Source organism: Roseovarius sp. MMSF_3298, assembly GCF_030733705.1.
In the GTDB taxonomy this organism is placed as follows: domain Bacteria; phylum Pseudomonadota; class Alphaproteobacteria; order Rhodobacterales; family Rhodobacteraceae; genus Roseovarius; species Roseovarius confluentis.
This window is the reverse complement of record NZ_JASHIN010000003.1, coordinates 237746-264126: the sequence shown is the minus strand read 5'-3', so window position 1 is coordinate 264126 and position 26381 is coordinate 237746. Positions and strand designations below refer to the sequence as shown.

26 protein-coding genes are annotated in these 26381 nt (G+C 58.0%); 15 read left to right on the top strand and 11 right to left on the bottom strand.

All coding sequences use genetic code 11. The features are described from left to right. Window positions 1-23: 23 nt before the first annotated feature. The 4 genes from RBB18_RS04985 (at window position 24) to RBB18_RS04970 (ending at window position 5506) form a co-directional block, all read left to right on the top strand. On the top strand, window positions 24-1103 hold the full coding sequence (locus tag RBB18_RS04985; protein WP_306110377.1) for a hypothetical protein: 1080 nt from the start codon (window positions 24-26) through the stop codon (window positions 1101-1103). A gap of 63 nt (window positions 1104-1166) precedes the next feature. After that, window positions 1167-2477, top strand: coding sequence for an ATP-dependent protease ATPase subunit HslU (hslU, locus tag RBB18_RS04980; protein ID WP_306110376.1), 1311 nt, complete (start codon window positions 1167-1169; stop codon window positions 2475-2477). A 198-nt stretch (window positions 2478-2675) separates the two neighbouring features. Further along, window positions 2676-3989 (top strand): P-loop NTPase fold protein, encoded by a 1314-nt coding sequence (locus tag RBB18_RS04975; RefSeq protein ID WP_306110375.1) that lies wholly within the window; start codon window positions 2676-2678, stop codon window positions 3987-3989. Window positions 3990-4282: 293 nt separating this feature from the next. Continuing rightward, window positions 4283-5506 carry an MFS transporter gene (locus RBB18_RS04970; RefSeq protein ID WP_306110374.1) on the top strand — a complete coding sequence of 408 codons (1224 nt, stop codon included), beginning with the start codon at window positions 4283-4285 and terminating at the stop codon, window positions 5504-5506. Here the strand turns inward: RBB18_RS04970 and RBB18_RS04965 are convergent. From RBB18_RS04965 to RBB18_RS04955, 3 genes are read right to left on the bottom strand one after another with little or no spacing between them, the layout of a single operon-like run. Further along, window positions 5489-6079 (bottom strand): Smr/MutS family protein, encoded by a 591-nt coding sequence (locus RBB18_RS04965; RefSeq protein ID WP_103762591.1) that lies wholly within the window; start codon window positions 6077-6079, stop codon window positions 5489-5491. The genes RBB18_RS04970 and RBB18_RS04965 overlap by 18 nt on opposite strands. Then, window positions 6076-7080 carry a murein transglycosylase A gene (locus RBB18_RS04960; RefSeq protein WP_306110373.1) on the bottom strand — a complete coding sequence of 335 codons (1005 nt, stop codon included), beginning with the start codon at window positions 7078-7080 and terminating at the stop codon, window positions 6076-6078. Before RBB18_RS04960 ends, RBB18_RS04965 begins: the two co-directional genes overlap by 4 nt. A 29-nt stretch (window positions 7081-7109) precedes the next feature. After that, window positions 7110-7772: a Tim44/TimA family putative adaptor protein gene (locus RBB18_RS04955; protein WP_306110372.1), complete on the bottom strand. Its 663-nt coding sequence runs from the start codon at window positions 7770-7772 to the stop codon at window positions 7110-7112. A 113-nt stretch (window positions 7773-7885) separates the two neighbouring features. Here RBB18_RS04955 and RBB18_RS04950 point away from each other — a divergent pair, with 113 nt between their 5' ends. Then, entirely contained in the window at window positions 7886-8383 is a 498-nt protein-coding gene (locus RBB18_RS04950) for an FxsA family protein (RefSeq protein WP_103762594.1), read from the top strand. A 75-nt stretch (window positions 8384-8458) separates the two neighbouring features. Further along, complete coding sequence (gene secB, locus RBB18_RS04945; RefSeq protein WP_103762981.1) at window positions 8459-8974, top strand: protein-export chaperone SecB; 516 nt, start codon at window positions 8459-8461, stop codon at window positions 8972-8974. Here the strand turns inward: secB and dnaQ are convergent. The 4 genes from dnaQ to RBB18_RS04925 are packed head-to-tail and all read right to left on the bottom strand — an operon-like array spanning window position 8971 to window position 11678. Continuing rightward, on the bottom strand, window positions 8971-9666 hold the full coding sequence (gene dnaQ, locus RBB18_RS04940; protein WP_103762595.1) for a DNA polymerase III subunit epsilon: 696 nt from the start codon (window positions 9664-9666) through the stop codon (window positions 8971-8973). The genes secB and dnaQ overlap by 4 nt on opposite strands. Further along, window positions 9659-10252 carry a dephospho-CoA kinase gene (gene coaE, locus RBB18_RS04935; protein ID WP_306110371.1) on the bottom strand — a complete coding sequence of 198 codons (594 nt, stop codon included), beginning with the start codon at window positions 10250-10252 and terminating at the stop codon, window positions 9659-9661. Before coaE ends, dnaQ begins: the two co-directional genes overlap by 8 nt. Then, entirely contained in the window at window positions 10249-11082 is an 834-nt protein-coding gene (locus tag RBB18_RS04930) for a shikimate dehydrogenase (protein WP_306110370.1), read from the bottom strand. Before RBB18_RS04930 ends, coaE begins: the two co-directional genes overlap by 4 nt. Next, a complete protein-coding gene (locus RBB18_RS04925; protein ID WP_274592958.1) occupies window positions 11079-11678 on the bottom strand; it encodes a nucleoside triphosphate pyrophosphatase in 600 nt (199 codons plus the stop codon). The genes RBB18_RS04930 and RBB18_RS04925 overlap by 4 nt, the downstream gene beginning before the upstream one ends. A 416-nt stretch (window positions 11679-12094) precedes the next feature. On the opposite strand from RBB18_RS04925, the gene hemJ reads away from it, so the two are divergent. The 7 genes from hemJ to RBB18_RS04890 all read left to right on the top strand — a co-directional run bounded on the left by hemJ (window position 12095) and on the right by RBB18_RS04890 (window position 19446). Next, a complete protein-coding gene (hemJ, locus tag RBB18_RS04920) occupies window positions 12095-12544 on the top strand; it encodes a protoporphyrinogen oxidase HemJ (protein ID WP_306110369.1) in 450 nt (149 codons plus the stop codon). A gap of 124 nt (window positions 12545-12668) precedes the next feature. Continuing rightward, window positions 12669-13940, top strand: a complete 1272-nt coding sequence (gene rho, locus RBB18_RS04915; protein ID WP_103762599.1) for a transcription termination factor Rho — start codon at window positions 12669-12671, stop codon at window positions 13938-13940. Window positions 13941-13963: 23 nt separating this feature from the next. Beyond that, window positions 13964-15250 carry a tRNA uridine-5-carboxymethylaminomethyl(34) synthesis GTPase MnmE gene (mnmE, locus tag RBB18_RS04910; protein ID WP_306110368.1) on the top strand — a complete coding sequence of 429 codons (1287 nt, stop codon included), beginning with the start codon at window positions 13964-13966 and terminating at the stop codon, window positions 15248-15250. A 4-nt stretch (window positions 15251-15254) separates the two neighbouring features. Further along, on the top strand, window positions 15255-17126 hold the full coding sequence (mnmG, locus tag RBB18_RS04905; protein ID WP_306110367.1) for a tRNA uridine-5-carboxymethylaminomethyl(34) synthesis enzyme MnmG: 1872 nt from the start codon (window positions 15255-15257) through the stop codon (window positions 17124-17126). Beyond that, entirely contained in the window at window positions 17123-17734 is a 612-nt protein-coding gene (rsmG, locus tag RBB18_RS04900; RefSeq protein ID WP_274592766.1) for a 16S rRNA (guanine(527)-N(7))-methyltransferase RsmG, read from the top strand. Before mnmG ends, rsmG begins: the two co-directional genes overlap by 4 nt. After that, complete coding sequence (locus RBB18_RS04895; RefSeq protein ID WP_103762602.1) at window positions 17727-18536, top strand: ParA family protein; 810 nt, start codon at window positions 17727-17729, stop codon at window positions 18534-18536. Before rsmG ends, RBB18_RS04895 begins: the two co-directional genes overlap by 8 nt. A gap of 10 nt (window positions 18537-18546) precedes the next feature. Further along, a complete protein-coding gene (locus RBB18_RS04890; protein ID WP_103762603.1) occupies window positions 18547-19446 on the top strand; it encodes a ParB/RepB/Spo0J family partition protein in 900 nt (299 codons plus the stop codon). Here the strand turns inward: RBB18_RS04890 and hemW are convergent. From hemW to rph, 3 genes are read right to left on the bottom strand one after another with little or no spacing between them, the layout of a single operon-like run. Continuing rightward, entirely contained in the window at window positions 19443-20600 is a 1158-nt protein-coding gene (gene hemW / locus RBB18_RS04885) for a radical SAM family heme chaperone HemW (RefSeq protein ID WP_306110366.1), read from the bottom strand. The genes RBB18_RS04890 and hemW overlap by 4 nt on opposite strands. Then, window positions 20593-21201: an RdgB/HAM1 family non-canonical purine NTP pyrophosphatase gene (gene rdgB / locus RBB18_RS04880; protein WP_103762605.1), complete on the bottom strand. Its 609-nt coding sequence runs from the start codon at window positions 21199-21201 to the stop codon at window positions 20593-20595. The genes hemW and rdgB overlap by 8 nt, the downstream gene beginning before the upstream one ends. Further along, the gene (gene rph, locus RBB18_RS04875; protein ID WP_103762606.1) at window positions 21194-21910 is read right to left on the bottom strand and encodes a ribonuclease PH; all 717 of its coding nucleotides are present in this window, start codon (window positions 21908-21910) and stop codon (window positions 21194-21196) included. The genes rdgB and rph overlap by 8 nt, the downstream gene beginning before the upstream one ends. Window positions 21911-22027: 117 nt before the next feature. Between rph and hrcA the strand changes: the two genes are divergently transcribed. Together hrcA and RBB18_RS04865 are read left to right on the top strand one after the other, a co-directional pair. Continuing rightward, entirely contained in the window at window positions 22028-23092 is a 1065-nt protein-coding gene (gene hrcA, locus RBB18_RS04870; protein ID WP_103762984.1) for a heat-inducible transcriptional repressor HrcA, read from the top strand. Window positions 23093-23101: 9 nt separating this feature from the next. Beyond that, a complete protein-coding gene (locus RBB18_RS04865) occupies window positions 23102-23668 on the top strand; it encodes a nucleotide exchange factor GrpE (RefSeq protein WP_103762985.1) in 567 nt (188 codons plus the stop codon). Window positions 23669-23673: 5 nt separating this feature from the next. On the opposite strand, the gene mutS is transcribed toward RBB18_RS04865, so the two are convergent. Beyond that, a complete protein-coding gene (gene mutS / locus RBB18_RS04860; protein WP_103762607.1) occupies window positions 23674-26292 on the bottom strand; it encodes a DNA mismatch repair protein MutS in 2619 nt (872 codons plus the stop codon). Window positions 26293-26381 lie beyond the last annotated feature (89 nt).

Sequence of the window (26381 nt, the reverse complement as noted above, 5' to 3'; positions counted from 1 at the left end):
CGAAGACGACCCGAGGACCGCCCATGACCCTGACCCAGGACGACCTGCGCGCGGCCACTGCCGCCGGCATCATCGACGAGGCACAGGCCGCGCGCCTCAGCGCCCTATCGCACGAACGCGCCGGCCGTATCGCACGGCGCGCGAACGAGGATGAACCGTTTGAGCTGTTTTCCGGCTTTGCCGAGATCTTCATCTCGCTGGGGCTGATCCTGCTGACCTCGGGGGCCGTAGCTTTCGCAGCCGCCGCGGGCGGTATTCTCTTTGTCATGGCGGCGCTCATCGCCGTCGGCTGGTTCGCCGCGCATTACTTCACGCTCAAACGCCGGATGAGCCTGCCGTCGATCGTGCTGGTCTGCACCTATGCCACCGGCGCGGGCGGGCTGATCGGCTATGTCCTCGACATGATCGGCCTCACCTCCGGCGCGTTGGCCGCCATCCTGCTGGGCCTCGGTGGCATGGCGTCGATCCTGTTGCATTACCGGCGCTTCCGCGTGCCGTTCTCGATGCTTCTCGTCGGCCTTTACGGCTTCATGACGATCTACGCGATCACCACCGAAACCAGCCCTGTCAACACATTGATGTCCGGCAGTTTCTGGAGCCTCTTCGACCTGCGCCAAGGTGGCTCACTGGCCCTCGGCACGCTGATCTTCGGCATCCTCGCCTTCATCTCCGGCCTCTGGTTCGACATGCAGGACCCGCACCGCATCGGCCGCCGCGCCCGCTCGGCCTTCTGGCTGCACCTGCTGGCCGCGCCCGCGCTGGTGAACACCGTGATGATGACCGTCTACAACCTCGACGGCGCCCTCGGCACGATCCTCACCATCGTCGGCTTCCTGCTGGTCACCTGCCTTGCCCTCGTGATCGACCGCCGCTCGTTCCTGACCGCCGGCATGGGCTATCTCGCCGCCGTGATCTACTGGCTCTTCAGCATGGACGGCGGCGGCACGCAGCTTCCGCTCCTGATGCTGGTCATCGGCGCCTTCATCACCGGCCTCGGCACCTTCTGGACCCACCTGCGCGTCGCCCTCATGCGCGCCCTGCCCAACTTCCCCGGCAAGGACCGCCTGCCGCCCTGGGACGACGTCACCGCAACCTCCGAATAACCGCACCTTGCGTTTCGGCCCCCCATGCTTACGTTCCCCGGTAACGCAATCACAGGACGCCCCATGACCGACCTCACCCCGCGCGAAATCGTCTCGGAACTCGACCGCTACATCATCGGCCAGAAGGACGCCAAGCGCGCCACCGCCGTCGCCCTGCGCAACCGCTGGCGCCGCAAGCAGCTCTCCGACGACCTGCGCGAGGAAGTCTACCCCAAGAACATCCTGATGATCGGCCCCACCGGCGTGGGCAAAACCGAAATCTCCCGCCGCCTGGCGAAACTCGCCCGCGCCCCCTTCATCAAGGTCGAGGCGACCAAGTTCACCGAGGTCGGCTATGTCGGCCGCGATGTCGAGCAGATCATCCGCGACCTCGTCGACAGCTCCATCGCCCAGACCCGCGACTTCATGCGCGAAGACGTCAAATCCCGCGCTCACCAACAGGCCGAGGATCGCGTCATCGCCGCCATCGCCGGCGAGGATGCCCGCGAATCCACGCGCGAGATGTTCCGCAAGAAGCTCAAGGATGGCCTGCTCGACGACACCGAGATCGAGCTTGACGTCGCCGACACCTCCAACCCCCTTGGCATGATGGACATCCCCGGCCAGCCCGGCGGCGGCCAGATGGGCATGATGAATCTCGGCGACATCTTCGGCAAGGCCTTCGGCGGCCGCACCACCCGCAAGAAGATGACCGTCCGCGAAAGCTACGACATCCTGATTTCCGAGGAAGCCGACAAGCTCCTGGACGACGAAACCGTCAACCGCACCGCGCTGGAGGCGGTCGAGCAGAACGGCATCGTCTTCCTCGATGAGATCGACAAGGTCTGCGCCCGGCAAGAGGCCCGCGGCGGCGACGTCTCGCGCGAGGGGGTGCAGCGCGACCTCCTGCCCCTGATCGAGGGCACGACCGTCTCGACCAAGCATGGCCCGGTCAAGACCGACCACATCCTCTTCATCGCCAGCGGCGCCTTCCACATCGCCAAGCCGTCCGACCTCTTGCCCGAACTTCAGGGCCGCCTGCCCATCCGGGTCGAACTGCGCGCGCTCACCGAGGAAGATTTCGTGCGCATCCTGACCGAGACGGACAACGCCCTGACCCGCCAGTACTCCGCGCTCATGGGGACCGAGGAGGTCAACGTTGAATTCACCGAGGACGGCATCAAGGCCCTCGCCCGCATCGCGGCGGAGGTCAACCACACCATCGAGAATATCGGCGCGCGCAGGCTCTATACCGTGATGGAACGCGTGTTCGAGGAACTCAGCTTCACCGCCCCGGATCGTGCCGGCGAGAAGGTGGTCGTGGACGAAGCCTTCGTGGACGCCAACCTGGGCGAGCTGATGAAGTCGACGGATTTGAGCAGGTATGTTTTGTGAGGTAGCTATCAAGGCGCGTGGCTGCGCCAGTTGGCTTTCCTTATAAGCAAGATCAAAATCGTTTTGAAACAAAACCTATCCAAAAATTTTTGGCCAATTGGGGCGTATCCTTGATCTGCGCTAATCTAGCTTTGGAGACATAGAGCTTTCGCATAGGATGCATCCCAAGTTCTTCTAAACACTGAGAATGGAAAATTTATGTCTCATACAAGGCTTACACCAAAAGCGCTTGAAATCGACTTGTATAAGCAGGGCTTTGAAGGTGTTTGCAAACTTGGCAGGGCATCAGATGGCAAAAAGCTGTCGGACTTAGTAGAAAGAATTTCTGAACCGATGGTGATTGCTTTGGACGCACCTTGGGGCGCAGGCAAAAGTGTGTTTCTAAAATGCTGGGTCGGTGCCCACAAGTTAGAGAATAATGGAACAGCGGAAACCGTTTATTTTGATGCATTCAAACATGACTTCATGGACGATCCCCTGATTGGCCTGACTGGGGCCATATCAGAAAGACTCGAAGCAAACCCAAAAACGAAGTTCAATTGGCAAAAAGCCAAGCAGGCCGCTTCAAAACTTGTGCGTCCGTTATTCCGTATCGCCTTGTCGGTCGCCACTGTTGGAGCCACAGAAGCAGCCAGCTCTGCTGTTGATCCTGCTCTTTCAGCCGGATCGAAAGAGCTAGAAGACGCTTCCAAGACCTTCTGGGAGAAAGAGGAAGGCAAACGTGCCGCAATGGAAAACTTTCGCACTACGCTTGAGCAAGTTGCAGCCGAACAGAAACTAGTGATTGTGGTCGATGAGTTGGATCGGTGCCGTCCTGACTACGCTCTTAGCCTTTTGGAAGTGGTTAAACACTTTTTCGATGTTGATAACGTGCATTTTGTGCTCGGCGTGAATCTTAGAGAACTGGCCAACAGCGTGCGTGCACGATACGGAGAGAAGGTTCAAGCCGAGCGTTACCTGCAGAAGTTTGTCACGTTATCAATGCCTCTAATCCCGCAACCAAGCAGAGCCGGTACCAGCCAGACTCAAATCAGGTATTTCCGAAAGGTCGCACAAGACATTGGCCTGTGCGACACGTGGAAAGAAGATTGGATTGCGCAGTATCTATCGCAAGTCATTCACCATAATCACCTTAGTCTCCGGGACGTCGAAAAGATCGCTACATTGGCAATGGTCACTCCCGAACCGTCTCACCGCATGCACGCTGCGCTCCACCTATATGTTGGAGCGCTGATTATGCAGGTAATCGCGCCGAGCTTGATCATCAAAGCTCGAAACAAGCAGCTGTCCGACGATGACTTTTTTACTATTTTTCATTTTCGCGACCGCCGAAAAGGCACGCCTGATGGTGAGCCTCACGAGGTGTGGACACTAGCTACATGGGATCGACAAAAGACGCGACCAGTGTATCTAGACGATGCAAGTACAAGCCTATTCGATGACAAAGATCCTCGTGAAACATTAAGTCAGATAATTGCAGAAACATTGGATGTATTTCGCTTAATGGCTTGAGATCAAGATCATTGCAAAAGTTAGCTTAAAGCAACCAACCCGACCAACGTATCTGCAATAGTATTCCCTGATCCAAGCACTGGAGAGGGGCGAAAATGAATTGACATTATCCGATCACACCGCGCTCCCTCTTAACCCCGAAAACCCCAAAAATCGCACCGTCGGCATGCCACCCAAATACCGACGCGATACCGACGTTCCGTTTTGGCCTATCCGGGGGGCTTTAACGAATCAAATCGGCAGCACTTTGAATCCCCTTTCCTTCCCCCGGGTTTCGGGCCACGAAGGGGGCCATGCGGCTCCTCGATTTTCTCCGTGACAACCTCCCCTTCCTGTCGGCGGGTATGCTGCTGACCTTCCTAAGTTCTTTTGGACAAACGTTTTTTATCTCGCTCTTCGCAGGCGAGATTCGGGCCGCGTTCGACCTCAGCCACGGGCAATGGGGCGGTATCTACACGCTCGGCACCACCGCCTCCGCCCTGGTCATGGTCTGGGCCGGCGGCCTCACGGATTTTTTTCGCGTCCGCACCCTCGCCCCTATCATCTTGATATTGCTCGCTTTTGCCTGCCTATCCATGGCCTTCAATCCGGTCTGGTGGGGGTTGATCGCGGTTATTTTTGCTCTGCGTTTCACCGGCCAGGGCATGACCAGCCACCTCGCCGTCGTCGCCATGTCCCGCTGGTTCATCGCCACAAGGGGCAAGGCCCTGTCCATCGCCACCCTCGGCTTCGCCCTGGGCGAGGCCCTGTTACCCATTGTTTTCGTTGCACTTCTGGCGGTCTACGACTGGCACATGCTGTGGGTCGCCGCCGCCCTCATCGCCCTTGTCGGCGTCCCCGTCATCCACCGCCTCCTCCGCCTCGAACGCACGCCCCAATCCCTGGCCGAAACCGACCAGTCCTTGGGCATGGAGTCCCGCCACTGGAACCGCAATCAGGCCTTATTTCATTGGCTTTTCTGGTTCATGGTCCCCGCATTGTTGGGCCCCGCAGCCTTCAACACGGCCTTCTTTTTCCACCAGGTCCACTTCGCCGATCTAAAGGGCATCCCTCACGTCCAGCTGGTCGCCCTCTACCCGTTCTACACCGCTGTCGGCATCGTCGCGATGGTCCTGTCCGGCTGGGCTTTGGATCGCTGGGGAACCGCCAGACTGATCCCGTTCTTCCAGCTCCCCATGGTCGCCGCCTTCGGGATTTTTGCGATATCCGACAATACCTTGACCCTGCTCTCAGGCCTGTTTTTCCTCGGCCTGACAACCGGCGCGAACACAACACTCCCCAACGCCTTCTGGGCCGAATTCTACGGCACCGCCCGCCTTGGTTCGATCAAGGCCATGGCCGCCGCCGTCATGGTCTTCGGCTCCGCCATCGGCCCCGGCCTGACCGGCATGGGCATCGATTTGGGGCTGGGATTGGAGAGCCAGTACCTCATTGTCGCAGGCTATTTCGTCTTCACCACCCTGATGATGACCATCGGCATCACACGGGCCAAACCCCTGCTACCGGTTGCGGCGTAGATACACGTAATACGCCCCGCCACCCCCATGCCGCACATGCGCCTGGGTGATCTGCAAAACCAACCCCGACAACGGTGCCGCGCCCAGCCATTGCGGTACCGCATGGCGCAATACACCATGCCTGGTAGGTATCGGGCCACCGGTATCGTTGTTCCTGCCCTTGCCGGTGATCACCAAAACCAGCCTTTTGCCCTGAGCCTGCGCCCGCAAGATAAAGCCGGTCAGGGCAGGCTGCGCCTGGGCGAGGGTCATACCGTGCAGGTCGATCCGGGCTTCCGGCTCGACCTTGCCGCGTTTCAGACGCGTGTTGGTGCGCTTGTCCATCTGCAGCGGTTGCCGGGCAAGGCGTTCGGGCAGGCCAGGCAAGGTATCGTGGCGATTGGACGGTGTACCGGCCTTTTGGCCGATTTCGAATTGCGGCAACTCGGGCTTGGTTCGCTCGGGCGATTTTCGGGTGGATGGCTGCAGCGAGCGAGGTCTGTCGCGGCTTTTCTCGGGGTCGAGCCTGTCCGCGGTCCGCGCCACCTGTTGCCAAAGTTTCAGTTCCTCCGGCGTGATGCGACGACGGCTCAAAGGTTCGGCTCCGTCGCAGTGGCATAGGCGCGCTGGATCGGCAGAAGGACGACCATGCGACCGGGATCACGCAGGCGCCCGGCTTTGCGACCAGCATCATCGCCGGTGCCGATGAAGATATCCGCGCGCTGCGCCCCCTTGATGGCAGAGCCAGTGTCCTGCGCAATCATAAGCCTGCGGATCGGGCCGGCCCCCTCTTTCTCGATCCAGACCGGAGCGCCGAGCGGGACATAGGCCGGGTCGACCGCAACGGTGCGGCCCGCGGTGACGGACCGGTTCATCGCACCGAGCGGGCCCATGTGGGCGGGCACGGAATCGATCCGCCGGAAGAACACATAGGAAGGGTTGTGCCACAGCAGTTCCTGACCGGCCACAGGATTGCGGCGAACCCAGTTCTTGATGACCTGAGCCGAAACCTGGTGGGCCTGGTAGATACCGCGGCGAACAAGCTCGGCCCCGATGGAGCGATATTCGTGGCCATTCGCCCCACCATAGCCCACGCGGATCTTTCGGCCATCGGGAAGGGTCACACGACCAGACCCCTGGATCTGCAAAAAGAACTTCTCGACCGGATCATCGACCCAGACAATCTCGAGCCCGCGACCCTGCATGGCAACGCCTGCTTCGATTTCTCGACGAGACAACCAAGGTACGGCACCCTGAGCCTCGGGTGGTTTGCGGTAGAGCGGGTAGCGATATCGGCTCCCCGGTGACAAAGACCCGCTGAGTTCCGGCTCGAAATAGCCGGTAAAGAGCGCTTTTTTACCGTCCTCGATGAGAACAGGGCGGAAGAAGAGCTGAAAGAAATCCTTGGCGTTGGGCTTTTGCTGTGCGAGTGCACACAGGGCGCGCCAATCGGGATCATTGAGGTCGGGACAGGTCAGAAGAAAGGCTTCGAGCGCCTTCTCGTGATCATCGGCCTCCCAACCCTTCAGGTCGTCGAAGTCGAGAACAGTATGCGTCACTTCCTCTGCTCTGACGGCGATTGTGGCCATCAGCATAAGGAATAAAGCCGCTGTCGCCCGTCCGATCATTCGTCCGTGGCAACAAGCCGCCAGTTGGGATCGTCGGACCCCATCACACGTTCGAAGGTCCAGGTATCCTTCTGCTTTTTGGATTTGCCAGGCTCACCCTCGACGATCTCGCCATTCTGGTCGCGCACAACCGAGATCAATTCACCGATGAAGCGCACGGTAATCTCGGCAGTATTGGTCGCGTCGTCGAACCGAGCGCTGGCCAGCGTGGTTTCGCGGACACCGACGAATTCAGCCTCGATGGTCAGGCCCTGTTGGGCACGGGACTCGACCACGCCGTTGAATGCCTCGAAGACGTCATCACCAAGGAACGGTCGCATCTCGTCCATCTGGCCGCGCTCAAAGGACATAAGAATCCATTCGTAAGCCTGCTTCGCGCCCTGCAGAAACTCGCCAACAGAGAAACTGCTTTCAATGCGTTTCATGTCTGCAAGCGCCTTGGCATCCTCGGACCCTTCGGGCACATGATCGGTGATGTCGTGATCGGGGCCCCCCTCGATTACTTCGAATTCCTGCCGGCGCGAAGGCGTCTGCGTCGAAGGGCGCGACTGTTGCGAAGGCTCGTACCCGTCGCGGGTGCCAAGAACACTTTTCAGGCGGAGTATCAGGAAAATCGCTATGCCCGCGAGGACAAGCAACTGAAGCAGGGGCGAATTCATTCATACCTCTCAACGTGCCCAGGATGGAAACCTCCCGGTGTTGTTCTTATGTAGGGTGTTGATCCGGGCGAGTCCACCGTACCCGCCTTTAGAAACCAAGGAGGATCGTGCTCATGTGGCTATTTGTAGCCTTTCTGTTGGTGCCGCTTGTCGAAATCGCTCTGTTTATTCAAGTTGGCGGGTTCATCGGTTTGTGGCCGACGCTAGGGATTGTGGTACTGACCGCGATCATCGGCACTTGGCTGGTGCGCACGCAGGGGGCAATGGCCATCGGGCAGCTTCGGTCGTCGTTTCAGAAATTGGATGATCCGACCGAGCCGCTGGCCCACGGCGCCATGATCCTGATTGCCGGTGCGCTTCTGCTAACACCGGGGTTCTTTACAGACGCGGTGGGGTTCTCGCTACTTGCACCGCCCATTCGCAAATCGCTGTTCCAATTTCTTCGCAAGCGGATCAAGGTACGGCGTTTCGAAATGGGCCCCGAAGGCCCGCGCGACATGAAGCGAAAGCCGGGACCGCGCCAGCGGGATGACGTTATCGAAGGCCAATACGAGGAAGTGGATCCGCCGAAGACGCCGACGCATGGCAGTTCGGGCTGGACCCGCCACTGATATGCAAAGCATTGAGGCGCGTTCGGCATCCTGCTAATGCTTCGCACGATGAATTTTTCCGCCTGGAGACAGTACATGGCCGAACAGAATAACGGTGCCGCCAAGACGGACGCCCAAGCTACACAAACCGGACCGAAAATGAACGTGCTGACGCAGTTCATTCGGGACATGTCGTTCGAGAACGCATTGGCCCAGCGTGGATCGGGTGGCGAGGTGAACCCCGATGTTCAGGTCGCGGTAAACCTCGACGCAAAGAAGCGGTCTGCTGAGCATCAGTTCGAAGTCATGATCAAGCTTGTGATCACGTCAAAGAACAAGGGCACTGAAGAAACCCTGTTTCTGTTAGAGTTGGAATACGTCGGCGTATTCCAGATCGAGGATGTGCCGGACGACCAGATGCATCCTTTCCTTCTGATCGAATGTCCGCGGATGATCTTCCCGTTCGTTCGCCGCATCGTCAGCGATGTGACGCGGGACGGGGGCTTCCCACCGCTGAACCTTGAGACGATCGATTTCGTGCAGCTTTACCGCAACGAGATCAAACGCCGCCAAGCCGCCGCGGCAGAGGAAAAACCGACGCCCGACGCCTAAGTCAGTTGTTTCCAGAGCGCGCCGTCGCCCATGTGTTCCACGAATGCCTGGTGTGCGGCGCGTTCTTCTTCATTCAGGCGAGACGGCAGCGGTTTCGACCGTGGTCCGGGATGCCAGTCGGTTTCGGCGCTGTCTTCCGTGGTTTCCGGAGAATAAGCGCCAGCCAGTCCGAAATCCGGCTGTCGGCCACCAATCAGTTCCAGGTAAACCTCGGCCAAGATCTCGGAGTCGAGCAGAGCCCCGTGCAGAGTCCGCGATGAATTGTCGATACTGAACCGGCGGCACAGTGCATCAAGCGATGCAGGTGAGCCCGGAAACTTGCGCCTTGCTATGTCGAGGGTGTCGATTGCCTGTTCCCAGGGAATTTTAGGCATGTTGAGCCAGCCAAGCTCGGCGTTCAGGAACTTCATGTCAAAGGCCGCATTATGGATCACCAGCTTGGCGTCTGAAATGAAATCGACGAAGCTTTGGGCGATCTTCTCGAATACGGGTTTGTCGCGCAGAAAATCATCGCCAAGACCGTGAACCTCAAACGCTTCCTGCGGCATGGAGCGAAGCGGATTGATGTATTCGTGAAAGGTGCGGCCCGTCGGCATGTGGTTGTAAAGTTCCACCGCGCCGATCTCGACGATACGGTCGCCCTGTTCGGGATCGAAGCCCGTGGTTTCGGTATCGAGTACGATTTCACGCATGGTTCTGCCTGCTTCGGATGTCCTTGAGGATATTCTGAACCTGCACGCGGGCATGTTCAAGCGTATCGGTCACGATGACAAAGTCGGCGCGGGCGCGTTTTTCCTCGTCGGGCATCTGCTTGGACAGGATCGCGTTGAACTGGTCTTCGGTCATGGTGCCACGGGCCAAAACGCGGTCCTTCTGAGTTTCGGCGGACACGGTGACGCAGACGGTGGCGTCCATCTGCGCGTCGCCGCCGGTTTCGAACAGCAGGGGAATATCCAGCACCGTAATATCAGCGTCTGTACCGGCCAAGAAAGCCGCACGGTCTCGAGCAACGAGGGGATGGACGATGCTTTCGATGGTTTCGAGGTCATGTGGATCTTCGGCGATAAGTGCCTTGAGTCGGTCGCGCGACACCGAGCCGTCTTTGACCGCTGTAGGGAAGGCGCGGCCGATGGGGGCGACTGCCGCACCGCCCCGAGCGTAAAGACGATGAACCGCCGCGTCGGCATCCCAAACCGCACAGCCGTTTTCGGCAAAGAGTTTTGCCGTGGTCGATTTTCCCATTCCGATGGAACCTGTCAGGCCCAGCTTGAAGGTCATCGGAGCGCTGCCGCCCGGGTCGCGCTGTCAACCTCGGGACGCACGCCGAACCAGCGCTCGAACGCGGGCACGGCCTGATGCAGCAACATTCCCAGGCCATCAACCGTCTGGCAGCCCAGCGCCTCTGCCTCGGCCAGAAGACGGGTCTTGAGCGGGGCATAGACAAGGTCCGTGACCAGCGTGCCCTTGTGCAAACCGTCGAGCGGAACGCGCAACGGCGGTTTGCCCATCATGCCAAGTGCGGTGGTGTTCACGACTGTTGCGGCATCTTCCATCATGTTCCCGGCCTGCACCCAGTCGACCACCACGATCCGCTTGCCGAACTCGGTTTTCAGCGCGTCGGCACGGACCCGCGTGCGGTTGGCGATCATGATTTCCGGCACGCCGACTTCAAGCAACGCCGAGATAACCGCCCGTGCCGCTCCACCAGCGCCCAGCAAAGCGGCGGGGCCAGCCTTGGGATTCCAGTCAGGCGCATTCTGGCGAAGATTCTGTATAAAGCCGACGCCATCTGTATTGTCGGCATGGATTTTGCCGTCCTTGCGGAAAATAAGCGTATTGGCCGCGCCGATCAGCGTGGCGCGATCGGTGATCAGGTCAGCGATTTCCAGCACCTTTTCCTTGTGTGGAACGGTGATATTGACGCCGACGAACCCCATCTTCGGAAGAGTGCGCAGGACATTTTCCAGATCATCCGCAGCGACGTCCATTGGAACGTAATAGCCGGGGATCCCGTGTGTCTTGAGCCAATGGCTGTGGATTTGCGGAGATTTCGAATGCGCAACCGGAGATCCGATCACGGCCGCCAGAGGAATCCTTTTCTTGGTCATGTCTCGATCTCTCCGCGCAATGCCAGGTATGAAAGCAATTCCAGAAGTGGCAGGCCAAGAACGTTGAAATAATCCCCGTGAACCTGGCTGAACAGCCGGATGCCTTCCTCTTCCAGCTTGTATGCACCGACGGCGTGCCGGATGCTATCCCAGTTACGGGTGACATACCCTTCGAGATAGTCATCCGAAAAATCTCGCATCGTCATCCGTACCACACCAACATGTCTCCAAACCGGCTTGCCGTCTTCGCAGATCACTGCGGCTGAAAGCAGTTCGTGCCGTTTGCCACGCATCGCCCGAAGCTGATCGAGCGCCTGTTCCGGCGTTTCGGGTTTGGACAGGATGCGGCGCTCGAAGCTGAGAACCTGATCGCAACCGATGACCAGCGCACCGGAGTGCTTCGTGCTTTGCTTGACGGCCTTCATTTCCGCCAGCGCATCGGCAATATCGCGTGGTGGCGCATCATCGGCCACCATGGAATCTCGGATCGAGTCCTCATCCACGCGGGCCGGCGACACCTCGAATTCCACCGCGGCGTTCCGGAGCAGCGTCTTCCTGATATCCGACCCCGAGGCCAGAATTATCCTGCGTGACATGTGGATATCCCGTTGCATATCTCTTCGGGTTTTTAGGGATACAACGACGAAATTTCCAACACTTCCGGCGGCGACCTGAAAACCCCACCAGATCGTCATCTTCCGCCTGCCTTTTACACGTGGGGAAAAGGAAAACCTGTTCTTCTGGATAAGCGCGATCAGGCGACCTCGGACAGTAGTTAATCCACTGTGAGCTTCAATCTCTGATAACTGAAAAACGATTTTAATTCAGCATTTTATCGGAAAATTATAGAAATTCGGAAAAGGTATTAACAAGTTTATCCACACAATCCCGGCACTCGGGACAAATCGGGTATAATTACATAATCTCCAGCTTGACCTGCCCCCTACAAAATCATCATCCTTTTTCTTCTTATATTTATTTATTAGGAGGAGAGAACGTAGATAGGGAAAACATGACAGACCTCCTTGCCTCGCTTTATCCATGGACGAAGGCGCTGCATATCATGGCGGTGATTTCCTGGATGGCAGGGCTATTCTACCTTCCCCGTCTTTTCGTTTATCACGCAGAACAGTCCAAGCCGGGTGACAGTCGTGACGAAGTGTTCCAGACGATGGAGCTAAAGCTTTTACGCGTCATCATGACTCCGGCGATGATTGTGGCCTGGGGTGCGGGGATCATACTGGTCGCCACGCCGGGTATCGTGGACTGGAGCGCTGTGTGGCCATATCTCAAGCTGGCCGGTGTGCTCGGCATGACGTGGTTCCACCATTGGCTTGGACAGCAGCGAAAAGCCTTTGCCGGTGGTACCGCGACATTGTCGGGCCGACAGTACCGGATGATGAACGAAGTGCCTACGATCCTGATGGTCGTCATCGTTCTTGCGGTGGTCGTGAAGTTCTGAGATTGACTCGTGCCGTAGCTGATCTTAGGTAGCGTCAAACGGCGCCCGTCCGGGTTACCCGTCTTCCGTATATAAAATCTGAACACGCGCGCGCTCCACGCGTCGATGCCGCAAGGACCTATCCATGTCTGACGAACGTTTGAATCTGTCCGATCTCAAGAAGCAGACCGCCAAGGATCTGCTTTCGATGGCTGAAGAGCTCGAGATCGAGAATGCCTCGACCATGCGCAAGGGCGAGATGATGTTCCAGATCCTCCGTGAGCGCGCTGACGAGGGCTGGACCGTTTATGGCGACGGAACGCTTGAGGTCTTGCAGGATGGTTTCGGATTTCTGCGCTCGTCGGAAGCGAATTATCTGCCGGGCCCGGATGATATCTATGTCTCACCAGAGACGATCCGCAAACATTCTCTGAGGACCGGCGACACGATCGAAGGCGAGATCAAGGCTCCCGAGGAGAACGAGCGGTACTTCGTGCTGACCTCGGTGACGCAGATCAACTTTGCAGATCCGGAAAACGCGAAGCACAAGATCGCATTCGACAACCTGACGCCGCTTTACCCTGACGAGCGGTTTCAGATGGAAATTGACGATCCGACGATCAAGGACAAGTCCGCCCGGGTGATCGACCTGGTCGCGCCAATCGGTAAAGGTCAACGGTCGTTGATCGTGGCGCCGCCGCGGACGGGTAAGACCGTCATCCTTCAGAACATCGCAACCAGCATCGAACGGAACCATCCCGAATGCTATCTGATCGTTCTACTGATCGACGAACGTCCCGAAGAGGTGACGGACATGCAGAGATCGGTGAAGGGAGAAGTCATCAGCTCGACCTTTGACGAGCCGGCCGCGCGGCACGTCGCGGTGGCGGAGATGGTGATCGAGAAGGCCAAGCGTTTGGTCGAACATAAACGAGATGTTGTTATTCTTCTCGATTCAATAACAAGACTTGGTAGGGCTTATAACACTGTTGTGCCGTCGTCGGGCAAGGTTCTGACAGGTGGTGTAGACGCCAATGCGCTGCAACGTCCAAAACGGTTCTTTGGTGCGGCCCGGAACATCGAGGAAGGTGGTTCGCTGACGATCATATCCACCGCGCTGATCGACACCGGCAGCCGGATGGACGAGGTGATCTTCGAGGAATTCAAGGGTACGGGTAACTCGGAACTGATCCTGGATCGCAAGATTGCAGATAAGCGCGTGTTCCCGGCCATCGACATCTTGAAATCGGGTACGCGGAAAGAAGACTTGTTGATCGACAAGGTAGACCTGCAAAAGACCTACGTCCTGCGTCGTATCTTGAATCCGATGGGGACGACGGATGCTATCGAGTTCCTGCTTGGAAAACTCAAGCAGACCAAGACGAACTCGGATTTCTTCGATTCGATGAACACTTGATGTAACACCCTGTCGGAAGACTGATGGACACGATTTTTGCCCTTTCGACGGCACCCGGAAAGGCAGGTGTCGCCATCATCCGTGTTTCTGGCGCTGGTGCATTTGCCGGGGTCAGGGCGTTGGTGGGTGACCTGCCGTGCGAAAGGCAAGCGGCTTTGCGCACGGTCCGGTCGCAAAACAGAGAGGTCATCGATAAAGCACTGGTGCTCGTGTTCGAAGAAGATCGAAGCTTTACGGGCGAGCCAACGGTTGAGCTTCAATGCCACGGCTCGTCCGCTGTCATTTCGGCGATCCTGGAGGCGCTTGGTCAGCAAAATGGATTGCGGCCGGCCGACCCTGGTGAGTTCACGCGGCGTGCTCTGGAGAACGAGCGGCTGGACCTTGCCCAAGTCGAAGGGTTGGCCGATCTTATTGACGCCGAAACCGAAGCACAACGAAGGCAGGCGCAGCGGGTCTTCTCCGGCGAACTTGGCGCGCGGGGCGAGCTTTGGCGTAGCAAGCTGATCCGGGCAGCGGCCTTGCTGGAGGCGACGATAGACTTCGCGGATGAAGAAGTGCCCGAGGACGTGTCGCCAGAGGTGAACGCGCTTCTGTCCGAAGTTCGCAGTGAATTGGACCTCCAGATTTCTGGCGTCCGTACTGCAGAACGCATCCGCGAGGGTTTTGAGGTTGCGATCGTAGGAGCGCCGAACATTGGCAAATCAACGCTTTTGAATGCGTTGGCCGGTCGTGACGCCGCGATCACGTCTGAGGTTGCGGGCACAACACGTGACGTCATCGAAGTGCGGATGGATTTGCACGGACTTCCAGTAACGCTTCTCGATACTGCGGGATTGAGGGAAACCGAGGACGTGGTCGAATCGATTGGAGTCGAGCGCGCGCGGGCACGGGCAGAGAATGCAGATCTTCGGGTATTTCTCGTACAGCCAGGTGGCGCGCCCGAGATTTTACCTCAAGAGAACGACTTGCTGCTCGTAGGAAAAGCGGATCTCTATGGTAATCCGCATGACGGCGTATCCGGTGCAACGGGACATGGGGTGTCCGGTCTTGTCCAGCGGATAACTGATGTTTTCAAAGACAGGGCGTCGAACGCTGGGGTGGCCACGCGTTTGCGGCATAAGCGGGCCTTGGAAGCCGGGAGCGCTTATCTGGAAGCTGCAACGGACATGCTGAACACTCCGGAGGGCGCACCGGATCTTGTCGCAGAAGAGCTGCGAAGTGCTGTGCGCGCCCTTGATTCTCTGGTAGGACGAGTTGATATCGAGAACGTTTTGGACGAAATATTCTCGAGCTTTTGCCTGGGTAAATAGCGGAGTGTTTCACGTGAAACATTTTGATGTCATCGTTATTGGCGGCGGTCACGCTGGCGCTGACGCGGCGCACGCGGCGGCGCGAATGGGCGCGCGCACGGCGCTTGTTACGCTGACACACGCGTCTATCGGTGTGATGTCGTGCAACCCAGCGATTGGGGGGTTGGGAAAAGGGCACCTCGTACGAGAGATTGACGCTTTGGACGGTATCATGGGGCGCGTCGCGGATGCGGCGGGTATTCAGTTTCGTCTTTTGAACCGTCGGAAAGGTCCAGCGGTACAGGGCCCTAGAACCCAGGCTGACCGCAAGATTTACCGCGAGGTGATACAACGAGAGATTGCTGCGCAGCCGAATCTCTCCGTCATTGAGGGTGAGGCGGCAGATTTTCTGTTTGAGGGCGAAGCGGTCGCAGGCGTACTGCTTGCGGATGGCAGCAGCATTTCTGCGCATTCAGTGGTGCTGACGACCGGTACATTTTTGCGCGGTGTCATTCACATTGGCGACGTCTCGCGCCCCGGCGGTCGTATGGGAGACAAGCCATCTGTAAAGCTTGCCGAGCGAATTGATGAATTCGGACTGCCCTTGGGGCGGCTCAAGACGGGCACACCGCCCAGGCTGAACGGAAAGACGATCAATTGGGATGGGCTGGACGTGCAGCCGGCAGATGAAGATCCGGTGATGTTTTCCTTCATGTCCAAGGCGCCAACGGCCCGGCAGATTTCATGCGGGATTACGCATACCAACGAGACTACACACGACATCATTCGAGCCAATCTTAAGCGCTCAGCCATGTACGGTGGGCATATATATGGGGTCGGACCACGCTACTGCCCCTCCATCGAGGATAAGATCGTGCGATTTGCGGACAAACAGTCTCACCAGATCTTCCTTGAGCCGGAAAGCCTGTCTGATGATGTGATTTACCCGAACGGTATTTCGACATCGTTGCCAGAAGACATCCAGCAAGAGTACGTTCACTCGATTAACGGCCTTGAGAATGCTGAGATTCTTCAGCCTGGTTACGCGATAGAATACGATTACGTGGACCCCCGGGCGCTAGATACGACGCTCGCGGTACGATCGGTGCCCGGACTTTATTTGGCTGGTCAAATCAATGGGACTACCGGTTATGAAGAGGCCGCCGCGCAAGGGGTGGTGGCAGGATTGAACGCTGCGCTCTCGGCTTTGCGGCGTGAGCCGGTCATTTTCAAACGCTCTGAAAGCTATATCGGGGTCATGATCGATGATCTGACCATGCGTGGCGTGACGGAGCCGTACAGAATGTTCACGTCCCGCGCAGAGTTCCGGTTGTCGCTGAGAGCAGACAATGCGGACCAACGCCTGACACCTATCGGTTTGAGCTTGGGGTGTGTCGGGGAAAACCGTCGTGCCGCCTTTGGCGAAAAGATGGAGCGGCTCGAGGCCGGTAAGGACAAGATCAGCGCACAAAGCTACACACCCAAACAGTTGAATACAGCGGGCATCAAAGTAAACGAGGATGGGTCGAAGCGTGATGGGTTTGCGCTGCTTGCGTATCCTGACGTACAGTTCGAAGATCTGCTCGCTCTTGACCCATCTCTTTCCGAGATTGATGTGGAATCGCGTCGCCAGCTTGAGAGGGATGCGCTTTACGCGAATTATATCGAGCGTCAGAACCGTGATGTCGAGCTTATGAAGAACGACGAAAAGCACGCGATACCGAATGGCTTCGACTTCAGTTGTGTCGAAGGATTATCGAGTGAGCTGAAAAGTAAGCTGACTGCTGCACGACCGGAAAACCTTTCCCAAGCGAGTAGAATCGACGGAATGACGCCGGCTGCTTTGACAATCATATTGGCCAAGCTCCGCCAGCAAAAAAGATCTAGGTCGGCATGAGCGTCATTGGCGACTTGCGTGTTTCACGTGAAACAATCCAAAAGCTGGAGCATTACGCAGACGCGCTCAGAAAATGGAACCCCAAGATCAACCTCGTCTCCAAGTCGACTATTGATGATCTTTGGCGCCGACACTTTGTCGATTCTGCGCAGATCTTGGAGCTTGCGCCTTCGGATGCGAAAACATGGGCAGATCTTGGCGCCGGTGGTGGTTTTCCAGGCTTGGTTGTCGCTATTATTGCCGCAGAAATTCAGCCAAAACTTTCTATGACACTTGTGGAATCGGACCATCGAAAATGCACATTTCTCCGTAGCGTATTAAGGGAAACCTCGATCAAGGCAAACGTAATCTCTCGTCGTATCGAAGAGATCCCGCCGTTGCAGGCTTGCGTTATATCGGCACGTGCTTTGGCGGAATTGCCAAAGCTTCTTTCGTTGTCGCACGGGCATTCAGCAAAAGGCGGTGTAATGCTGTTTCCAAAGGGCGAAAACTGGCGAACAGAAGTGACTGAGGCGCAATCGAAGTGGCGTTTCGACCACCAAGTTGCTAAAAGCAAGACGAACACAAAATCCGTCATTCTACGCATTTCAGGAGTATGCCGTGCTTGATCTCACGCGCACTGCCGGACCGAAAATCATCGCGATCGCAAATCAGAAAGGCGGCGTCGGAAAAACCACAACAACAATAAATCTGGCAGCCGCCTTGTCAGAGGACGGGTTCAAGGTTTTGATTGTCGATCTTGATCCACAGGGCAACGCATCGACCGGCTTGGGAGTTGAGCCTGGCGAGCGGGAATACACCACATACGAGCTTTTGCTTGAGGAAATCGAGCTTGGCCGGGTAATCCAAAAAACGGCTCAGGACAACTTGAGTATCGTGCCTGCCACGGTCGATCTGAGTTCTGCGGACATGGAGCTTATTTCGAACGAAAAGCGAAGCTTTCTTTTGCATGACGCGCTGCGTCAGCCCGCAATGGACGGTTTTGCGTTCGATTTCATTCTGATCGACTGCCCGCCTTCGCTTAATCTTCTGACCGTGAACGCGATGGTGGCGGCGCACTCCGTTCTTGTGCCATTGCAATCCGAATTCTTCGCACTCGAGGGGTTGTCTCAGCTGATGTTGACGGTGCGCGAGGTACGTCAGTCCGCGAACAAGGATTTACGGATCGAAGGTGTTGTCTTGACCATGTATGACGGCCGGAACAATCTGTCATCACAAGTCGAACAAGATGCCCGCGACAACCTTGGGTCACTGGTGTTTCAGACGAAAATTCCGCGTAATGTCAGGGTGAGCGAAGCGCCATCTTATGCCCTTCCGGTGCTTTCCTACGACCCGGCATCCAAAGGTGCGGAGGCGTACCGTGCGCTTGCACGGGAACTGGTACAAAACAACAAGCGCCAGGCGGCGTAAGGAGAGCGGGATGTCCGAAAACAGATCAAAACGAGGCCTGGGACGGGGGTTGTCGGCGTTGATGTCAGATGTGGCAGAGTCGCAAGATGCGCCCGAGAACGCGGCAAAGGCTGCGGACAAGGCGGTACCGATCGAAAAGATCGAGCCGAATCCCGACCAGCCGCGGCGGGACTTCGACGAAGCAGCGATGCAAGACCTTGCGTCGTCGATCGGGGCAAAGGGCATCATCCAACCTTTGATCGTACGGCCGAACCCCAGAAAGAGTGGCGCCTACGAGATTGTTGCAGGCGAACGGCGTTGGCGGGCCGCGCAACTCGCCAAGCTTCACGATGTTCCGGTAATCGTTCGGGAGTTTGACGATACCGAGGTTCTGGAAGTCGCCATTATTGAGAATATCCAGCGCGCCGACCTGAATCCAGTCGAAGAAGCGGCTGGATACAGCCAGCTAATGGAGCGGTTCGGTCACACCCAGGAAAAGCTGGCCCAGGCCTTGGGTAAGAGTCGCAGTTACATTGCGAACCTTGTTCGTTTGCTTGGTTTGCCAGATGACGTCCTGACATATTTGCGCGACGGGAGGTTGAGCGCAGGCCATGCGCGCGCCCTGATAACATCTGACGATCCGTCCGGACTTGCCAGCCAAGTGCTGAAGAAAGGGCTGTCAGTGCGCGAGACCGAGAAGTTGGCCAAGAAAAGCGAGGGCAACATTTTTTCGGATGAAGGCAAGCCGAAGAAGAAGGGCTCGGCGCAGAAGGACGCCGATACAAAGGCACTGGAAGGCGATCTGGCGGCGAACCTCGGGATGAAAGTTGCGCTGAACCACAAGCCGGGGGCGGAGAATGGGAGCATGACCATTTCCTATACTAGCCTCGATGAACTGGACGATCTGTGCCGAAAGCTAACCGGCAGTTAGTCGTTGAGCAGTTCCGCAATGACGCGGTTAAGGAGCAGCCGGCCAGCAGGCGTGACCGATAACCGCTCTCGCTGAACCTCCAGTAGGCCAAGTTCTGTTAGCTCGGTTATTTTAGACGGCGAAATTGGCGCGCCAGACAAAGCATGGTGCCTGTACAGATCAATGCCTTCGACGATCCTCAGGCCCATCAGAAGATGCTCGGCCTTCTGATCTACGCTATCTATTTTACTGAATAATTTCAGTGACTTACTTTCTTCTGAGCGCGTCAGCCATTGCTCCGGGTTGGACCAGGCTTCCGTCTCGTGTCGCGCGCCGTTCAGCGTGATCCGGCCATGGGCGCCGGGGCCGATGCCCACGTAGTCGCCATAACGCCAGTAGACGAGATTGTGCCGGGATTCGGCGCCCGGCTTGGCGTGATTTGAAACCTCGTAGGCGCTGAATCCGGCTGCTTCGCACAGTTCCTGCGTCAGTTCGTACATATCGGCGGCAAGATCGTCCGATGGAAGGCCACGCAGACCGCCCCGAGCGCGCCTTTGAGAGAAGATCGTGCCGGGTTCGATGGTGAGTTGGTAAAGAGAGAGGTGATCGACAGCGAGCGCAAGGGCCTCGGAAAGCTCCTGGCGCCAATCCGTCAGGGTTTGATCCTGCCGGGCATAAATGAGATCGAAACTGACCCGGTTGAAATGGGCGCGGGCGATTTCATAGGCGCTGATGGCCTCTGCCGCGCTGTGAATGCGCCCGAGACGGCGCAGGTCGTCGTCGCGAAAGGATTGAACGCCAAGGGACACCCGGTTTACACCAGCTTGGGAAAACCCGGCGAAACGATCCGCCTCGACCGAACCGGGATTCGCCTCAAGCGTGATTTCGATATCGTTGGCAGGCGTCCAGATCCGACAGGCATGTTCGATGATGGTCGCCACCAACTCCGGCTTCATAAGGCTTGGCGTGCCACCTCCGAAAAAAATGGAGTTCAAAACCCGGCCCGGGAGGCGTTCGGCAAATCGGTCAAGTTCTCGCAAATAGGCTCTAAGCCACCGCGATTGATCGATCTCGCTCCGAACGTGGCTGTTGAAATCGCAATAAGGGCATTTCGCCTCGCAGAAGGGCCAATGAATGTAGAGGCCAAAGCCGCCAGCCTGCCAATCCTCAGTCAAAGCAGCCCTTCACAAGTTTGGCAAACGCATCGGCGCGATGACTGATCTTGTTCTTCTCCGACCCGTCCATCTCACCGAAGGTAATGTCGTATCCGTTCGGTTGAAAAATCGGGTCGTAGCCGTGGCCGTGCGTTCCGCGCATCGGCCAAACAATTTTCCCGTCAATGGTGCCGGGAAAAACTTCGTCATGCCCATCGGGCCATGCCAAAACCAAAGTGCAGCAGAACCGTGCTGTCCAGGGCTGTGCTGCACCAACCTCCAGGATGCGGTCATGTGCCTTGACCATCGCCATGGCAAAATCGCGACCAGTCTCTGTTTCAGCCCAATCCGCTGTATAAACGCCCGGAGCGCCCCCAAGCGCGTCAATCTCGATACCACTGTCGTCGGACAAGGAAGGCAGCCCCGTCGCCTGCGCGGCGGCATGGGCCTTGATCCGGGCATTGCCAACAAAGGTGGTTTCGGTTTCATCGGGCTCGCCCAGTTGCATTGCTGCGGCGCCGACGACCTTGATACCGTAGGGTTCAAGCAACGTTACGATCTCTTCAAGTTTGCCCGCGTTGTGGGTGGCAACCAGAAGTGTATCGCCCGAGAACTTACGCATCCGCAGCCGCTTTCTGTATCGCGACAAGCTCGCCGACGCCTTTTTCCGCGAGGTCCATGAGGCTCTCCATCTCGGTCCGGCTGAAGGTTGCACCCTCGGCACTCATCTGGACCTCAATGAGGCGGCCGGTGCCGGTCATGATGAAATTGCCGTCGACACCGGCGTCGCTGTCCTCCGGGTAGTCCAGATCAAGGACGGGCTGGCCCGCATAAATGCCACAGCTGACGGCGGCCACGGGATCGACGAGCGGGTCACTGAGTATGTCGCCGATTTTGAGCAGTTTGTTGACCGCAAGGCGCAGCGCGACCCAACCTCCGGTAATGGAGGCGCAACGTGTTCCACCATCAGCCTGAATTACATCGCAATCGACGGTGATCTGACGTTCGCCCAAGGCCACACGATCGACACCGGCGCGCAGACTGCGCCCGATGAGGCGCTGAATCTCAACGGTCCGTCCACCCTGTTTGCCTGCAGATGCCTCGCGCCGCATACGCGACGTGGTCGAACGCGGCAGCATTCCGTACTCTGCCGTGACCCAGCCGAGGCCGGAGCCCTTGATGAACGGCGGAACACGATCCTCGATCGTTGCGGTACACAGGACGTGGGTGTCGCCGATGCGGATCATGCAGGATCCTTCGGCATGTTTGGTCACGCCCGTTTCGATTGAAACCGCGCGCATTTCACTTAAGTCTCTTCCCGAAGGACGCATGCCAGATCTCCTTGTTTGCCTGTTCGGGATACAGGCGACCGAAACCTGATAGCAACCCCGATTGACCTTTTCGGCAAGCCGTTATTAATGGCACTTCACGGGGTGACAGAAATGAAGATGGATAACGCGCGACAGATCCTCGAAGAGATGAACGACCGCTCGCGGGAAGTGTTTCGGCGGGTTGTCGAAGGGTATCTCGCCACCGGCGATCCTGTGGGGTCGCGTACGCTGACCCGCGACATGAGCGAGAAAGTGTCCGCGGCGACTATTCGAAATGTGATGCAGGACCTCGAGTACCTTGGGCTGCTGGACAGCCCTCATGTCTCGGCCGGGCGCGTCCCGACGCAGCAGGGCCTCAGGATGTTCGTCGACGGACTGCTGGAGGTCAGCGACCTTGAACTGAATGATCGGGAGAAGATCGACGCGACGTTGGGCTCCAACTCGGATGACGTCAGTCTTGCGCTGGATCGGATCGGCTCTGCTCTTTCTGGTGTGACACAGGGCGCCTCGCTGGTTTTGGCGCCGAAGCGCGAAGCGCCGATCAAGCATATCGAGTTCGTCGCGCTGGGCCACGATAGAGCGCTGGTTGTTCTGGTTTTCGCCGACGGGCATGTCGAGAACCGTATCTTCCATCCGCCGCCGGGACAGACGCCAAGCTCGATGAGAGAGGCGGCAAATTTTCTGAATGCCCTGATCGAGGGAAAAACACTTTCCGATGTCCAGACGGTCATCGCCAAAGAGATCGACAATCGTCGCCAGGAAATCGACGGACTTGCGCATCAATTGGTCGAAAGTGGGCTGGCCGTATGGGAGGGCGAGGCTGACAGTTACGAGAGGTTGATCGTGCGGGGGCGTGCGAATCTGATCAACTCAGAGGTTGAACAGGAGGACCTTGACCGGATGAAAACCCTGTTCGACGACCTTGAACGGAAACGAGACATCGCAGAATTTCTCGAATTGACCGATCAAGGCGAGGGTGTGCGCATTTTTATCGGGTCAGAGAACAAACTTTTCTCACTTTCGGGTTCCTCTTTGGTGGTCTCTCCATATATGAACGCTGATCGTAAGATCGTGGGCGCGGTCGGTGTGATTGGTCCGACGCGCTTGAACTACGGTCGAATTGTTCCAATCGTGGATTACACCGCGCAGCTTGTCGGAAAGCTGATCGCGGACCGAAAGTAGAGGATGAGCATGGCACAGTCGAAAGAAGACCCGTTTCTGGACGACGTGGAGCAAGCGGAAGAAGAAGAGCACGCTGCAATGACCGAAGAAGACGCTCCGGAAAGCCCGGAGCATCAAATCGAGGCGCTGCGGGCTGAGCGTGACGCGTTCCAAGACAAGTTCATGCGGGCCCTTGCCGATGCCGAAAACGCCCGGAAACGGGCTCAGCGGGAGCGCACGGAAGCCGAGAATTATGGCGGGTCGAAGCTGGCCCGGGATATTTTGCCGGTCTACGACAACCTGAAGCGTGCGGTCGAGACCGTGACCGACGAACAGCGCAAAGAAGCGGCGGCTCTGATCGAAGGTGTCGAGCTGACAATGCGCGAACTGGTCAACGTGTTTTCCAAGCACGGTATTCAGGTGATCGATCCCCAAGTGGGCGACAAGTTCGACCCGAAACAGCACGAGGCAATGTTCGAGGCGCCTGTGCCCGGCACCAAGGCGGGTGAGATCATCCAGGTTTCGGCACAGGGCTTCATGTTGTACGACCGTATCTTGCGCCCGGCGCAGGTGGGCGTTTCTTCCTTTTCAGGCTGACGCTCTCAGAGATCGCGAGACAAACCTTTCAGCTCGTAGAGCAGATCCAAAGCCTCTTTGGGGCTAAGGTGATCCGGTTGAATTTCTTTTAGCCGCGCGTCGACCACTGAGTCTTTTGACACAGGTTGGGGTGCGGGCGGCGGGGACGCGGCAAAAAGAGGCAGATCGTCGATCAAGGCGGCACGCTTGCCGCCGCCCTCGCGCTCGCCCTTTTCCAAAGCATCCAGAACGACGCGGGCGCGCTCAACTACAGCGGCGGGCAAACCGGCCAGCTTCGCCACCTGCACGCCATAGCTGCGATCCGCTGCGCCACGCCGGACCTCGTGCATGAAGATCACGTCGCCCTCATGCTCTTTAACAGCGACGGTGGCATTATCCACGCGCTCCAGCTTGTCGCTCAGCCGTGTCAGTTCGTGGTAATGCGTAGCGAAAAGGGCGCGGCAGCGGTTGGTTTCATGAAGATGCTCCAACGTCGCCCACGCGATGCTGAGCCCATCGTACGTGGCCGTGCCACGGCCAATCTCGTCCAGGATCACCAGCGCCTTGTTGTCAGCCTGGTTCAGAATGGCCGCGGTTTCCACCATTTCGACCATGAAAGTGGAGCGGCCACGGGCCAGATCGTCAGAGGCGCCGACGCGGCTGAACAGTTGGCTGACAAGCCCGATATGCGCCCTTGTTGCCGGAACGTAACTGCCCATCTGGGCGAGAACTGCGACAAGAGCATTCTGGCGCAGGAAGGTCGATTTACCGGCCATGTTCGGCCCGGTCAGCAGCCAGATATCGCTGATCTCGCCGAGAGCGCAGTCATTCGCGATGAAAGGTGCCCCGCCTTGCGATCGGAGGGCTGCCTCGACAACAGGGTGACGGCCCGCTTCGATGTCGAGCGCGCGGCTTTCATCGACCTTGGGGCGGCACCAGTGTTCGGCCCGGGCGAGATCGGCAAGGCCGGCGGCGAGGTCGAACTCGGCCAGTGAGCGTGCCGCTAGCGATACGTCTCCGGACCGCTCCAGAATCGCGCGCTTCAGGGTGTCATAGAGCCGTTTTTCAATCTCCAACGCCCGACCGCCTGCGTTGAGAATGCGGGTTTCCATCTCGCTGAGCGGAACGGTGGTGAACCGGACCTGGTTCGCGGTGGTCTGGCGATGCTTGAAGGTTTCGTTGAGCGGCTCTGACAGCATCTTGTCGGCGTGGGTGGCGGTGACTTCGACGAAATAACCCAGAACGTTGTTATGTTTGACCTTCAGGCTTTGAATCCCGGTCGTCTTTGCATAATCCGCCTGCATTCCGGCGATGACGCTACGCCCCTCGTCGCGCAGCTTGCGCGCCTCGTCCAACTCGGTGTCATAGCCGTCGGCGATAAAGCTTCCGTCGCGGGCGAGCAAAGGCGGCTCGGCGATCAGGGCTTCATCGAGCAGGTCGAGCAGCTCATCGTGGCCGGTCAGCGCCAAAGACACTTCCTGAAGCGGTTTTGGCAGGTCCTGTCCCTCAAGCATCCGCGCAACCTCGGCGCTTTGCGCGAGGCCGTTACGAATGGCAGCGAGGTCGCGGGGGCCGCCCCGGTCGAGCCCGAGACGCGACAAGGCCCGGTCAAGGTCGGGAACCTTGCGCAGCGCTTCGCGCAGATCCTGAGAGAACCGTGCATTCTGAACCATGAACTCCACGCAATCGAGGCGATCCTGAACCACATGCAGAACGCGGCTGGGGCTGGAGATGCGCCGCTCGAGCAAGCGACCGCCCCCGGCGGTTACCGTACGGTCGATGCAAGACAGAAGCGAGCCCGCCCGCCCGCCGGTCAGTGACTGGGTCAGTTCCAGATTTCGACGCGTGGCGGCGTCGATCTGAATGACACGCGCCTCGTTCTCGCGCACGGGTTTTTGCAGGAGCGGCAGCTTTCCCTTCTGCGTGATTTCCAGGTACTCGGCGATCGCGCCCATTGCGGCGATTTCTGCGCGTTCGAACTGACCGAAGGCCTCGAGCGTGTTGACGTCGAACAAAGAACAGAGCCGCCTTTCGGCGCCTGCGCTGTCAAATGCCGAGCGGCCGAGCGGGGTGATCGAGATGCCATGTTCCTCGGTGATGTCACGAATGTCGGCTTCGTCACTATCGGCCACGATCAGTTCACTGGGCGCAAGGCGGGCGAGCTCAGGCGACAGGCGCGGGCCGGCCAGCGGCATGACATGAAACGCGCCGGTCGAGATATCGACCCAGGCCAAAGCAGAGCTTTCACGTATCTTCGCGAATGCGGTCAGAAAGTTGTGGCGGCGCGCCTCGAGCAGACTTTCCTCGGTCAGCGTTCCGGGGGTCACCAGGCGCACCACGTCACGTTTGACCACGGATTTCGAGCCGCGCTTCTTGGCCTCGGCGGGGTCTTCCATCTGCTCGCAGACGGCAACGCGAAAGCCCTTGCGTATAAGGGTAAGAAGGTAGCCCTCGGCGGAATGTACGGGCACGCCGCACATGGCGATATCTTCGCCCAGATGTTTGCCGCGCTTGGTAAGGGCGATATCCAGCGCCTCGGCGGCGGCAACCGCGTCTTCAAAAAAAAGCTCGTAGAAATCACCCATACGGTAGAACAGAAGTGCGTTCTGGTACTGTGCTTTCAGTTCCAGATATTGCGCCATCATCGGCGTCACGGTTGTTGTCGTGGATGCCACATTGCCCCCTATAGGCTTTGGCCGGCAGCTTACAAATCGCGAGCAGGGGGTGAAAGGCA